At 48.6% G+C, this 13,687-nt stretch carries 6 protein-coding genes and 3 riboswitches; of the genes, 3 read left to right on the top strand and 3 right to left on the bottom strand.

Annotated features, from left to right (window positions below):
- Positions 1–27 precede the first annotated feature (27 nt).
- Together KI362_RS07415 and KI362_RS07410 are read left to right on the top strand one after the other, a co-directional pair.
- On the top strand, positions 28–2,469 hold the full coding sequence (locus KI362_RS07415) for a GH36-type glycosyl hydrolase domain-containing protein (protein WP_301626072.1): 2,442 nt from the start codon (positions 28–30) through the stop codon (positions 2,467–2,469).
- A gap of 127 nt (positions 2,470–2,596) precedes the next feature.
- A complete protein-coding gene (locus KI362_RS07410) occupies positions 2,597–3,847 on the top strand; it encodes a methyl-accepting chemotaxis protein (RefSeq protein ID WP_044478268.1) in 1,251 nt (416 codons plus the stop codon).
- A 68-nt stretch (positions 3,848–3,915) separates the two neighbouring features.
- On the opposite strand, the gene KI362_RS07405 is transcribed toward KI362_RS07410, so the two are convergent.
- Complete coding sequence (locus tag KI362_RS07405) at positions 3,916–6,114, bottom strand: alpha-galactosidase (RefSeq protein ID WP_301626070.1); 2,199 nt, start codon at positions 6,112–6,114, stop codon at positions 3,916–3,918.
- A gap of 334 nt (positions 6,115–6,448) precedes the next feature.
- A riboswitch (cyclic di-GMP riboswitch) is annotated at positions 6,449–6,535 on the top strand.
- A gap of 87 nt (positions 6,536–6,622) precedes the next feature.
- Positions 6,623–6,710, top strand: a riboswitch (cyclic di-GMP riboswitch).
- Between the two features lie 72 nt (positions 6,711–6,782).
- Here KI362_RS07405 and KI362_RS07400 point away from each other — a divergent pair.
- Positions 6,783–7,448 (top strand): anthrax toxin lethal factor-related metalloendopeptidase, encoded by a 666-nt coding sequence (locus KI362_RS07400; protein ID WP_301626068.1) that lies wholly within the window; start codon positions 6,783–6,785, stop codon positions 7,446–7,448.
- Between the two features lie 58 nt (positions 7,449–7,506).
- On the opposite strand, the gene KI362_RS07395 is transcribed toward KI362_RS07400, so the two are convergent.
- Positions 7,507–12,222, bottom strand: a complete 4,716-nt coding sequence (locus tag KI362_RS07395) for a MucBP domain-containing protein (protein ID WP_301626066.1) — start codon at positions 12,220–12,222, stop codon at positions 7,507–7,509.
- Positions 12,223–12,370: 148 nt separating this feature from the next.
- Positions 12,371–12,459: riboswitch (cyclic di-GMP riboswitch) on the bottom strand.
- A 154-nt stretch (positions 12,460–12,613) separates the two neighbouring features.
- Positions 12,614–13,642 (bottom strand): DUF4349 domain-containing protein, encoded by a 1,029-nt coding sequence (locus KI362_RS07390; protein WP_301626065.1) that lies wholly within the window; start codon positions 13,640–13,642, stop codon positions 12,614–12,616.
- Positions 13,643–13,687 lie beyond the last annotated feature (45 nt).

Below are 13,687 nucleotides of genomic sequence, written 5' to 3'. Positions count from 1 at the left end.
TTCACAAAAAGAAGGGAGAGTATTTTGATGAAATACGGTAATTTTGATGATGTCCGTAAAGAGTATGTAATCAACACGCCGAAAACACCTTACCCTTGGATCAATTATCTGGGCAACGAGCAATTTTTCGGGCTGATCTCCAATACAGCCGGCGGATACACCTTTTATCGCGACGCACGCCTGCGCCGCCTTACCCGCTACCGCTATAATAATATTCCGCTTGATACCGGCGGCCGTTATTACTATTTGCGCGACCATGACAACAACGATTTCTGGACACCGGGCTGGATGCCGGTTAAGCGTGAGCTTGACTTCTACGAATGCCGCCACGGGCTGGGATACACCTCTATTACAGGAGAAAGAGGCGGCATCTCTGTCTCGCAATTAGCCTTTATCCCACTTGGATATACGGGCGAGGTTCACCGTTTGACAGTGAAAAATACCAGCTCCGCCAATAAGACTGTCTCCCTCTTCTCTTTTGCCGAGTTCTGTCTCTGGAATGCGCAGGATGACATGACCAACTTCCAACGCAATCTCAGCACGGGTGAGGTTGAAGTCAAGGATTCTGTCATTTACCACAAGACCGAATACCGTGAACGCAGAAACCATTATGCCTTCTACTCGGTGAACCGTGCGATTGACGGCTTCGATACGGACCGCGAGTCCTTTGTAGGCCTGTACAACGGTCTTCATGAGCCTCAAGTGGTTGTTGAAGGCAAAGCCTCGAACTCGGTTGCAAGCGGCTGGTCCCCCATCGGCTCCCATGAAGTAAAGCTGACCCTCGCCCCTGGGGAGGAGCAAAGTCTGGTATTTATCCTTGGCTATGTGGAAGTGCCTGAGGAAGACAAATGGGAAGCGCCAAGTGTGATTAACAAGAAGCCTGCGCAGGCGATGATCGATCAGTTCGCTACCGATGCCGACGTGGATCGTGCGCTTGAAGAGCTGGCTACCTATTGGGACGGTCTGCTGTCCAAGTATCAGATTAACAGCGGCGATGAGAAGCTGAACCGGATGGTTAACATTTGGAACCCGTATCAGTGTATGGTTACGTTCAATATGTCCCGCTCTGCCTCTTATTTCGAATCCGGCATCGGACGGGGAATGGGCTTCCGGGATTCCAACCAGGATCTGCTCGGCTTCGTCCATCAAATTCCGGAGCGTGCAAGAGAACGGATCCTTGATATTGCAGCCACTCAATTTGAAGACGGCAGCGCCTACCACCAGTACCAGCCGTTGACGAAGAAAGGGAATAACGAGGTCGGCAGCGGCTTCAATGATGATCCGCTCTGGCTCGTGCTCGGCACAGCTGCCTATATCAAAGAGACCGGCGATGTCAGCATTCTCGACGAGCAAGTTCCATTTGACAGCAACCCGGACAACACGGCCACACTGTTCGAACATTTGAAGCGTTCTTACTATCATGTCATCCACAATCTCGGACCTCACGGCTTGCCGCTGATCGGCCGCGCCGACTGGAATGACTGTCTGAACCTGAACTGCTTCTCCAAGGAGCCAGGCGAATCGTTCCAGACTACCGAAAATATCGCAGGCGGAACAGCAGAGTCAGTGTTTATCGCCGGTTTGTTCGTCTACGTAAGCCCCGATTTCATCGAAATTTGCCGGATGCGCGGATTGGATCAGGAAGCTGCCGAAGCGAAAAGCCATATGGAGAGCATGCGTGCCATTACGCTGGAGCACGGATTTGATGGGGACTGGTTCCTGCGTGCCTATGATCACTATGGTCAGAAAATCGGCAGCAAAGAAAATGAGGAAGGACAAATTTTCATTGAGCCGCAAGGGATCTGCGTCATGGCCGGCATCGGTGTTGAAGAAGGGTTGGCCGACAAAGCCATGGTCTCTGTAGCCGAGAGACTGGATACCAAGTACGGTATCGTGCTTCAACAGCCTGCCTACTCGAAGTATTACCTGAACCTTGGGGAAATTTCGACGTATCCGCCGGGCTATAAGGAAAATGCCGGTATCTTCTGTCATAACAATCCTTGGATTATGATTGCCGAGACCGTGCTTGGACATGGCGACAGAGCCTTCGAGATTTACTCGAAGATTGCTCCGGCCTATCTTGAGGAGATTAGCGAAGTTCACCGGATGGAGCCGTATGTATACTCTCAGATGATTGCAGGTAAGGATGCGGTTCGTCATGGAGAAGCTAAAAACTCATGGCTGACAGGTACTGCCGCGTGGAACTATGTGGCTATTACACAAGCCATTTTGGGTATTCAGGCTGATTTTACCGGACTCAAGATTGATCCTTGTATTCCTTCCGCTTGGGATGGATATGAAATTACCCGGGTCTACCGCGGCGATACGTACGTGATCAAGATTGAAAATCCGAACCATGTCAGCAAAGGCGTTAAGAGCATGACCGTGGACGGAAAAGAAGTGCAAGGCAATATCATCAAGCCGATTGGCGACGGCGGTGTGCATCAAGTCCTTGTCACGCTCGGATAAGACAGGATTATACACAAATTCCGGACAATTTTCGACGTTGTCCGGGATTTTTTTATGTATCCCCTTTCACAGAACGATGCTATAATCAATGGTAGTTATATCCTAATCTCAAGGAGGCATCATACATATGACATGGTTCAACAGACTCCCTCTAGCTAAGAAGATCCCTGCTGCTTGTTACCTTGTTGCTGCATTGTTTGCCGTACCGGTGCTTGTCGTCTTTGCACTGATCGGCAAGCTCGTAATAGGGTTGATCGTCATTATTATTTTGGCAGCGCTTACCTATCCGCTTACCCGTTACGTCCAAGGCGCCTTGCTCGGCTCCTTCAGCGACATCACCAATGCCTCTGCCAAGATTGCAAAGGGCGACTTTACCAGCCGAATCATGGAGTCGGGCGGCATGGAGGATTTGAACAAAGCTTTTAACAGCATGGTGGACAAGCTCCGCAAAATTTTACAAGAGACTTCCGAGATTACACAAAAGGTTATGGACTCGACCCGCTCCATTGCTGATCGGAGTCAGGAATTAACAAGTGTAATGACCCAGGTGGCCCAGTCCTCCAACGAGTTGGCACTCGGCGCGAATTCAATCTCCGAAGATGTCAGCGGCATGAAAGACTCTATCGGAGAGATTGAAAATAAGGTAAGTAATTATACCCATTCCACAAGAGAGATGAACAACCGCTCAATCGATATGCTGGAGCTTGTAGAAAAAGGGCGTGAATCGGTCTCCATGCAGTCTGAAGGCATGCGCAAAAATATTGAAGCGACCGGAAAGGTTGCCGAGTCTATTGAGGAGCTTGCCAAAAACGCCAGAGGCATCACGAAAATCACCGCAACGATTTCTGAAATCGCCGAACAGACTAACCTGCTCTCTCTGAACGCTTCGATTGAAGCAGCACGGGCCGGCGAGCACGGAGCGGGCTTTGCAGTTGTTGCCCAAGAGGTTCGCAAGCTGGCTGAAGAGTCTACCGCCTCGACGAAGGAAGTATTCAATCTGGTTCGCAGTATTGAGCAGGATATCAAGCTGGCTGACAATAATATTAAAATTAACGAAGAGGTAGTGCGCCAGCAGAATGAAATGATTATGGAATCGGAACGTATCTTCGCGGAAATTGTCCAGAGTGTTCAATACATATCCGAAGAAATATCCGCATTTTCCAAAGAAAGTGAATCGATGCTGGAGAGCGCTCATCATATTTCATCCTCGATTCAGAATATCTCTGCGATTACTCAAGAGTCGGCTGCCGGCACAGAGCAAGTGTCCGCTTCAATGAATGAGCAGATCGGGGCAATTCAGAAGATGAGTGAAGAGACAGAAGCTATGAAAAATGCTGTATTCCAGCTGCAAAAGACAATTCATATCTTCAAATTCTAAGTCAGACTTGAATGTATAACTGAAAAGCAGATGCCGTCGGGTGAACCGAAAGCATCTGCTTTTTTTTGTTAGCTCTTGGCGGTATCTTTAAGATGAATCCAGGTGCTGGAGAAATCACCATGAACCTCATGCATCGGTAAGCCGGCATACATTAACCGGTCACCCCCATATACTTCTCCCCCTTGAACCCGTTGATAGTTACGGTGAGGATCAAGTCCTTGCAGCTTAACCCGGGAGAGCGGAGCATTCGGCTCAGCCAGCACACGGAAATAGAACAGCAGGGCCTCACTACGGTCGGGACTGACGAACATCCAGGCAGTTACATTCCCCTCAAATGGGCTAAGCAGACGGTACATTTCTCCTTGCTGGACCAACCCCCGTAATTCCTTATAGGCCTCGACCTGGGATTTAACAATCTCGCACTCTTCCTCGGTAAACTTGGTCAAATCCAGCTCATAACCGAAGTTACCCGACATAGCCACATCACCGCGGAAAGACAGCGGGGTCGTTCGGCCCACCTGATGATTAGGTACGGCGGATACATGAGCTCCCATGGTAGATACCGGGTACACCAGACTTGTGCCGTACTGGATTTTCAAGCGCTCCGCCCCATCTGTATCATCACTTGTCCAGGTCTGAGGCATGTAATACAGCATGCCAGGGTCGAAGCGGCCGCCGCCGCCGGAGCAGCTCTCAAACAGGATGTGCGGGAAGCTTGCTGTCAAGCGCTCCAGCAGCTCATACAGACCGAGAATATACCGGTGAGCAACCTCCTTCTGTCTTTGGCCGGGCGCAAGCGCTGAACCAATCTCCGTCATGTTCCGGTTCATATCCCATTTCACATAAGACACAGGCACGGAAGCGTAAATATTGCTTAACTGGTCATACAGATAATTCCGGACATCTTCTCTGGACAGGTCAAGAACAAGCTGCTCTCTCCCCTCGGTACGGCGCCGCCCGGGAACATGAAGACACCAGTCAGGATGACTGCGGTACAAATCGCTGTCTGGCGATACCATTTCAGGCTCGAACCACAATCCGAATTGCAGGCCGGCCTTCTCCACGCGCTCAGCCAGGTCCTTCAGTCCGCGAGGGAGCTTCCGCCGATCCTCGACCCAATCCCCCAGCGATGAATTGTCGCTGTCTCTGTGGCCAAACCAGCCATCATCCAGTACGAAGAGTTCTATGCCCAGTTCACGGCCGGCCAGCGCTATGGATTCTATTTTATCTGCATTGAAGTTAAAATACGTGGCTTCCCAGTTGTTCACAAGAATCGGACGCTCGCGGTCCCGATGTGTGCCGCGGCACAAACGGGTACGGTATAGCCGGTGATAGGTTCTGGACATTCCGCCCAGCCCCTCACTTGAATAGACCATCACAACTTCCGGAGCTTGAAAGACTTCACTTGGCCCAAGATTCCAGGCAAAATCAAAGGGCTGCAGGCCGATCTGCATTCGAGTTGTTCCGAACTGATCCACCTCTGCCTCCGCGGTAAAATTGCCGCTGTACACTAGGCTGAAGCCGTACACCTCTCCTTGGCGCTCATTTGCCTCGGGACGCAGCAAAGCCATGAACGGATTGTGCTGATGCGAGCTGGAGCCTCTGCGGCTGCCAATCCCGGTCATCCCCGGTGCCAGTCTCCGCCGCTGGATATGACGCTCACGCGCCCAGGCCCCGGACAAGTACAAAGCGTCAAAGTCAGCATCAGGAAAGTCTACAGAAGCGCTCAGCACTCGTTCGAGCTCTACTGTCTCCTGCCCATCATTGCGAAGCTTGACGGATCGGGTTATCGCATTAAAGTCATTAAATACGGTATAGCTCAATTCGGCTGCAAGTCCCGTTACGGGATCTGCAAGCACCAACAGCAATGTATCCGCCTCTTGATCTTGCTCCGTATAAACTGCAGGGAGTCCCTCCAGTCCTGGCTTCCCCGGTACGATGGAGTGGGAATGATATTTCAACTCCGTAATTCTGCTGCCATCCCTTAATTTCACCTGATAAGCAGGACTTCTGAAATCGCTGGTTCCATATTGGGGATATTCCTGAGGCAATGTATCCAGCGACAATGTCTTATCTTCTCTCACCGGATTCGGGCAGAACGAGCTGCGTTCAACCCGCGTGAGCATTCCTGTCAGATTGGCACCCTCCCGCAGCTTCGGCCCATAATAGACTTGCGCGGCATAGCCGTGAATGAGTTGAATGATATAGCTGGAGTTTTGGGATTGCAGATGAAAGATCCCCTGTTCTTCATTATAAAAAATAGGCATTCCTTGTACCCTCCTGGACAGTTTTGGAACTTCACTTTTCAATCTCATTCTACTATGCTGCCCCAAAAGAGTAACGTTAATAATGTAAACACTTAGATGGACAAATGTGATATCTTCTCCTTAGTAAAACTATGATATTTTTCCTATGGGTCTCTTATTAAATGGTAGAAGGATATCCCAGCTTCACCTTGTTTCATGGCTCTATCGACATAGTTCGACAAAACCTCTAATTCTCCTTGTGATTATTTAAAAGAAGTCTTGACTATATAGTCTATTAGACTTATTCTATGGATAGATAGTTTGGTAGATTTCAACAATTAACTTCATAGTTCTTGATTGACAAAGGCAAACCTATCGAAAGCTAGGGACGCAAAGCTACAGGGGTTAAGGCGATTCATCGCTAAACCAGCCAGCTACCGATAAAGAATGAAGCGTGTAACCATGCTTGCTAACCTTCTTATTCGGTAAGAAGGTTTTTTGTTTTCGTAGAATAACTTCATAATTTTCATATTGATAAAGGCAAATCCATCGAAAGATGGCGACGCAAAGCTACAGGGGCTACAGCGGTTCATCCGCAATGCCAGCCAGTTACCGATATGGAAGCAACGTAAATAGTGCTATTTCGTTTCTTCCTAGCTCGGATGAGAGATTCCTTGGGAGGAAGAAACATGAAGCGAATACTAACTTTGACTATTGCCCTGATCCTATCTATAAATCTAGCAGTGATTCCGGTATCCGCCGAAACTTCGGCCAAGCCCTCTTCCGATGAGCTCCTTAGCCAAATCGTTGTGCTTCCGAAGTCTGATTACAATAAGGCTTCTGCAGACAAAATGGTCAGCAGATTATCAGCTATTCCGGCCTCCCTTCTGCAAGGGTTGAAGGATAACAGCGTCAAGATCAAGCTCGTTAACGGAAAAATTACGGATGAACCCGAGTTCGCCCAATACAAAGGCGTGACTCCAAGAGGCTGGGAAAATACAGGTCTAACCTGGGACGATGTTCCCGGTGTAAGCTCAAATGTCGTGATTGCCAGAATTGGTTACAGCAATAAAGGCAAGGGACATAATGGTCAAAACCTTGAGCTTCATGAGACCTTCCACGCGATCGACCGGCTTGTGCTGAACAATGTTAGTTCTTCCGCTGCTTTTCTGAACGTCTGGAAGAAAGAAGCTGATGTGAACTACAAGAATGACGGTTATGTATCGGTATACTCGACTGAATATTTCGCAGAGACGGCCACTCTCTATTTTTACAGTGAAGAGACGCGCAAAGAACTGAAAGAGGATATGCCTTTAACCTACGACTTTCTGGACAAGCTGTTCTCTAACCTATAAAAAAAGATTCAGGCTCTCTTCTGTGGGAAGAGAGCCTGAATTTAATTTCTTACTGAGTTTAAGGATAGACCCGGTTTGGAAGCACTTCTTCCCACACCTCTGCGTCTGAATCCTCTTCTCTGGTGTATTCATGATGGTTAGTGGCTTCCAGAATATCGTAATAGTACCACTTGCCTGCGATATTATCCGGCCATTCTTTTGCATCCTCATGAATACCTTCATGATTTACTTTTCTGTTCAATACGCCGTTGATGAATGCAGCAGCTTCAGCACGGGTGATATATTGATCCGGCTTGAAGGTGCCATCCACATATCCTTTGATCCAGCCCTTGTTAGCAGCTGAGACAATGTATTTTTCTGCCCAGTGTCCGGTAATGTCGCTGAACATATCGTTCACCCGCTCATCGAGCTGGTCGAATCGGGAAGCGATTGCCGCGAACTCGGATCTGGTGATGTATTGTCCCGGCTTGAAGGTGCCATCGAGATATCCTGTGATGATACCTGCATTTTCCATGGTGGAAATGTGCTTATTGGACCAACGGGTTGCTCCCACATCCGAGAACGAATTGGTTGTCGTCAGGTATGCGGATCTGCTCTCATCATTCATCAGGCGGTAGAAGATCGCCGCAACTTCTTCACGGGTGATATTGTTGAGCGGCTTGACGGAGCCGTCAGGATACCCGTTGATGTAGTCATAATGGTTCTCTCTATCAAGTACTGGCGGTACAGCTGGCAACGGCGGCAATGGCGGCACAGCCGGCAGCGGTGTTACGCTAGACGATGGTGACGGTGACGGTGACGGTGATGGATTGGATGGTCCAGAGCTTGAATTTCTAGTGTAGTAGAAAATCAATTCCTGACCGTCTTCGTCACTGAACGTATAGTTCTTCGTCGATTGAACCGGGGTGTAGCCCGAAATGCCAATCGCCGAATAGGTCTTCGTCTCGCCTGACGTTCCGCTGTCTGTCGTCGGGTTGGCCAGTTGAGTAGTCGTGCCGTTCAGAAGGTACTTGATCGTCAGCGTCTTCTGGGCAGGAGCATCCTTCGTGTAGTAGAAGGTGTAGGTCTGTGATGGCTCATCAGTAAGGTTAATCACATCACTGGACTTTCTCGGGGTATAGCCCGTAAAGTCCTTGGCTGTTATTGCTACCGATGTTCCGGCACTTCTGATAAAGTCATCTCTTCCTAACTCAGCTCCGGTTGTTTCATCCAGATAAATGACTGTAAGTGTCACAGCATTAGCCGGATCTCCCTTTTCATAGTAGACATCCAATCTTTGTTCCGGTTCAAAAGTCAGGTCGATACTGTAAACAGGCTTCTTTGGATAGTAAGTGTAGGTGCCATCTGTTACGGTAATCGGCTGAGGAGTATATTCGAAAGTTTGGCCGCCAATCCCATCCAGAACACTTGGAGCAGCAATTTCTTCCCCTGTGTCGATATCCAAGTGGTACACAGCAACGGTAACTGTCACAACTGGATTCGCAGTGTAGTAGAAGACGTGCGGCGCATTCGTCGTTCCCAGCTTGTAGCTGTAGCTTGGTTCCACCGGGGTGTAGCCCGGGATACTCTTCGCTGTCAGCTCCAAGGTCTGGCCGGTTACGCCTTGCTCTGTTGTCGCCGGATGCAGTTCTTTCTCCGTTCCCTGCTCCAAGTACTTCACTTCTACACTTTGCCCAGCAGCATTGTAGTAGAAGGTGTACGTGTTGCCCTCTGGCAAGAACGTGTACTCGTAGCTCGCTACCTCTGCCGTGTAACCCTCAACGACCTTCGCTTCCAGCGTTACCTTGCCGTCAGTGACACCAGACTCGCTAGTTGCTTCGGCAATTTCTTCGCCGCTCGCACGGTCTACGTACTTCACAGTGACGCTTTGCTCATTCGCCGTGTAGTAGAACACATGCGGCGCATTTGTCGTTCCCAGCTTGTAGCTGTAGCTTGGTTCTACCGGGGTGTAGCCCGGGATATCCTTCGCTGTCAGCTCCAAGGTCTGGCCAGTTACGCCTTGCTCTGTTGTTGCCGGATGCAGTTCTTTCTCCGTTCCCTGCTCCAGGTACTTCACTTCTACACTTTGCTCAGCAGCATTGTAGTAGAAGGTGTATTCGTTACCTTCCGGCAAGAACGTGTACTCGTATGTGCTGTTATCCGGGGTATAGCCTGGAACTTCCTTCGCTTCCAGTGTTACCTTGCCGCCAGTGACGCCAGACTCACTGGTCGCAGCAGCAATTTCATTGCCGCTCTCACGGTCAATGTACTTCACAGTGACAGTTTGCTCATTCGCTGTGTAGTAGAACACATGCGGCGCATTTGTCGTTCCCAGCTTGTAGCTGTAGCTTGGTTCCACCGGGGTGTAGCCCGGGATATCCTTCGCTGTCAGCTCCAAGGTCTGGCCGGTTACGCCTTGCTCTGTTGTTGCCGGATGCAATTCTTTCTCCGTTCCTTGCTCCAGGTATTTCACTTCTACACTTTGCTCAGCAGCATTGTAGTAGAAGGTGTATTCGTTACCTTCCGGCAAGAACGTGTACTCGTAAGTGCTGTTATCCGGGGTATAGCCGTCTACTTCCTTCGCTTCCAGCGTTACCGTACTGCCAGTGACGCCAGACTCGCTGGTCGCAGCAGCAATTTCATCGCCGCTCTCACGGTCAATGTACTTCACAGTGACGCTTTGCTCATTCGCTGTGTAGTAGAACACATGCGGCGCATTTGTCGTTCCCAGCTTGTAGCTATAGCTTGGTTCTACCGGGGTGTAGCCCGGGATATCCTTCGCTGTCAGCTCCAAGGTCTGGCCGGTTACGCCTTGCTCTGTTGTTGCCGGATGCAGTTCTTTCTCCGTTCCTTGCTCCAGGTATTTCACTTCTACACTTTGCTCAGCAGCATTGTAGTAGAAGGTGTATTCGTTACCTTCCGGCAAGAACGTGTACTCGTATGTGCTGTTATCCGGGGTATAGCCGTCTACTTCCTTCGCTTCCAGCGTTACCGTACTGCCAGTGACGCCAGACTCACTGGTCGCAGCAGCAATTTCATTGCCGCTCTCACGGTCAATGTACTTCACAGTGACAGTTTGCTCATTCGCTGTGTAATAGAACACGAACTCTTGGTTTGCTGATCCAGTAAAGCTGTAATTCTCTTCACCAGTTCCTACTACCGTATAGCCGTCAATAACTTCCGCTGTCAGCTTCAATGTTTGGCCGACTACACCTGGTACTGTTGTTGCAGTTCGCAGTTCTTTCTCCGTTCCCTGCTCCAGGTACTTCACCTGTACCGAGGTTTCAGTTGCAACCGTATAACCGAACCACACAGTTGGGGTTGGATTCGTTACAGTAAGAGTAACCGACTTAGGGCTTCCCCCGACTTGATATAGATATCCTTCCACTGTCTTTGCCGCTATAGAATGTGTAGTGCCTACAGGGAATGCTTCCTTACCACTTTGATCCTTGTAATACTCACTGTACAAAGGCTCTGCAAATGCTGGCCCCTCCACCTCAACGCCTTCTGCATTGATCGGATTACCAGCCTCATTTACAAGATAACCTTTAATGAGGATAGAACCATTACCGACACTTACCTTCGGTACCTCAAAATCCTTCGAAACGTTCTTATTATTTACATCTGTATAAGTCAACGTTGTTGTTCCGTTCGTAGGATAGAGTTCGTTTGAAACGGGGTTTTTGGATTGGTCCATGACCACTGTGTAGGTGAGGGTCGCAGGAGTCCCCTCTGCAATGTTGCCGATATCCCAGGTGAATGTCTCTGTCGTAGCGTTCCAGGTAACCGTTCCTTGTGAGGCCGTATAATCCGTTGGACTAACTACGGCTCCTTGTTTCTTGAGATTAAACATTTCTCCCATTGGGTCGATCACTTTGGCGTTTTGAGCTGCATAAGTGATTTGACTCGCCATTTGCTGGAAGATCGTGTTCAATTCTTGACTGTTCGCGGAATAGTAGCCCTCGCTCTGAACGTCCTTCAGCACTTTAATCGCATTGCTGTTATTGGAAACATCCAGCCCGACAGAGTAAATTTTATAGCCTGCGTCCTTGGCGAGTTTGGCTTCCGAAATCGTTCCAATTCCATTGTCTTTTACACTATATCCATTGACGTTATAATTGGAAATATTGAAATTTGAGCCACTGCCAAGGGTCTCATTATAATTAAAAGCTGTTAAGGCATAGCCATAACTATTGTTCGACCAGCTGTAGCTTGTTGCCTGTGTTCCCTTGAAGCTGTATGTCGGCTCACCATCACTCAGTACAACAATGATTTTATTTTGTGCCGAACTGCTTCCCAATAGATCACGGGCATTTTTAAGCCCTGACTGAATATTAGTACCACCGTCTGCTTCAATATCATCAATTGCATTCTTCAGGGCAGTTTTCTGGGCAGGCCCTTTAAATCCGGAGACAAGAGAAGACGATTTGTTGAAGTCAACAACGGCTACCCGGTTATTTGAACCGGAAAGAAGCAAATTGTCCACAAATTTCTTTGCTGCTTCCTTTGCTTTGTCAATTTTGCCATCCTCCCACCACCAGCCATTGTCCATGCTCCCGGACTTATCAATAACCAGCACAACATCCGAACTAGACTGAATGTTCTTTCCCTCCACCTTCAGGGTTATTTCCCACTCCCCTGACTTCCCGGTAGGTTCAGCCGTCTTCGTCAGCTGTGTTGCCCCCGGATTGGGCCAGGAGATCTCCCCTGTTCCTGCTCCAAATACAGACAACGGTCCAACAAAAAGTGAAAATAGGCATAGCCAAGATACTACAATCTTCAACCCGCGTTTCATAAGTTCCTCCTCATTTTTTCATAGATTTCCTCCCTTTCAGGCACGTTATTTTCTACCCTCCTTACTGTTGGGTATTTTTTATCTCACGGCATATAGCCGCAGAGAACGTGAGAAAAACAAAAAACGGCTGCATAAACAATAATTATTGTTATGCAGCCGGACGGTCATTAATCACTGGATTATTAGACTCCAAGGCTTTGCGACCCAATCTTTCGATTTGGTGTGCCAAATTATTTAATTATCTAGTCAAAAAGTCCCGTTTGTTATTTCTGCCGCTCACGTTCGTCTGTCTTGTTTTCAATATATTTCAAAAAAATCGACTTGTCAACGAGCTCGGCTGTTAAATTTATCATAGCGCACATATTGACCTTCCATTCAACTCTGCAGAACACTAGTCTTTTAGCCTATTTTCAGGCTCTGCTTCAACTAAAGGACTGTCAATTTTCTCATTTCGCAACCGGGCTCTCCGCCGTCTCAACGGCCAAATAATTGCAAAAATCACCGCGCCTATAACAATTACCGGAAGTGCTCCGGAAATAAAGATGACGAGCCACTGAAGGATGACCGAGATTGCCTCAAGACTTTCCTGCAACGCATTCCCGGCCCGTTTCAAGAGTGGTTTTTGATCCTGACTCAGCTTGGTCAAGGAATTATCATCTGTTTGATACACACGAATTTCAATGGTGGAGAAGGAGACATTATTATCGATATACCTCATTCTCCCCTTAATCTGTTCAATCTCTGTCTGAATCCGTTCCAGCTCATTCGTGAATTGAACCAGATCACTTGTACTCTTTGATTCCCCAACAAATTTCAGATATCTTGCTTCTACAGCCTCCTTAACCTTCAAGCGGGATTCCAGGTCCACATATTCCTCAGATACATCTTGTCCTTGAATACTTTGCTGAAAAGATTCGGGCTTAAGCTGCTCTAATTGCTCCAGAAAAGAGGAAAATCCGGACGCCGGAACCTTAAGCACAAAATTCCCGCCCTGCTCATACGTAGACTGACTTTCCGAGAACTCAACAATATAACCGCCGGATAAGCTAACCAAATCCTTGATCTGTGCCTGTGTCTTTGAAAATTCTTCAACCTTCATAACAACATTTGCCCGGTAAATGAGCTTCTTGTTCAAATCATCTGCGATACTTCCCGAAGGAATCCCTGAACCGGAAGGCAGAGACTGAGGCTCCTGTGCTGCCGTAACCGCCTTATCCATCGCCGAGGAGGAAGGCGCCTCTGCTGAAGAGGAAGCAGCCATATTCATGGATGAGCTCTCTGTCTCAGCTCCGCCTGAGTTGGCAGAGCCGTCATACGCACTGGAAGCATGATCAGCATTGTTAGCGCTCCCGCATCCGCTAAGCAGCAGCAGCAGGCTCAGCAGCAAGAATATCCCTTGAAACCACATTTTCTTTTTCACATAGACTCCCCCTTGTATTGCTTTTTGTTTTATTGACGTTGGAAG

The sequence above is a fragment of the Paenibacillus apis genome, assembly GCF_018333295.1.
Classification (GTDB): domain Bacteria; phylum Bacillota; class Bacilli; order Paenibacillales; family Paenibacillaceae; genus Fontibacillus; species Fontibacillus antibioticophila.
The sequence above is the reverse complement of the archived record's forward strand: the minus strand, read 5'-3'. Positions and strand labels throughout refer to the sequence as shown.

Bases quoted from the DNA above. Each gene is read 5' to 3' on its own strand.
- KI362_RS07415 (WP_301626072.1), top strand. From the start codon at position 28: ATGAAATACGGTAATTTTGATGATGTCCGTAAAGAGTATGTAATCAAC.
- KI362_RS07410 (WP_044478268.1), top strand. From the start codon at position 2,597: ATGACATGGTTCAACAGACTCCCTCTAGCTAAGAAGATCCCTGCTGCT.
- KI362_RS07405 (WP_301626070.1), bottom strand. From the start codon at position 6,114: ATGCCTATTTTTTATAATGAAGAACAGGGGATCTTTCATCTGCAATCC.
- KI362_RS07400 (WP_301626068.1), top strand. From the start codon at position 6,783: ATGAAGCGAATACTAACTTTGACTATTGCCCTGATCCTATCTATAAAT.
- KI362_RS07395 (WP_301626066.1), bottom strand. From the start codon at position 12,222: ATGAAACGCGGGTTGAAGATTGTAGTATCTTGGCTATGCCTATTTTCA.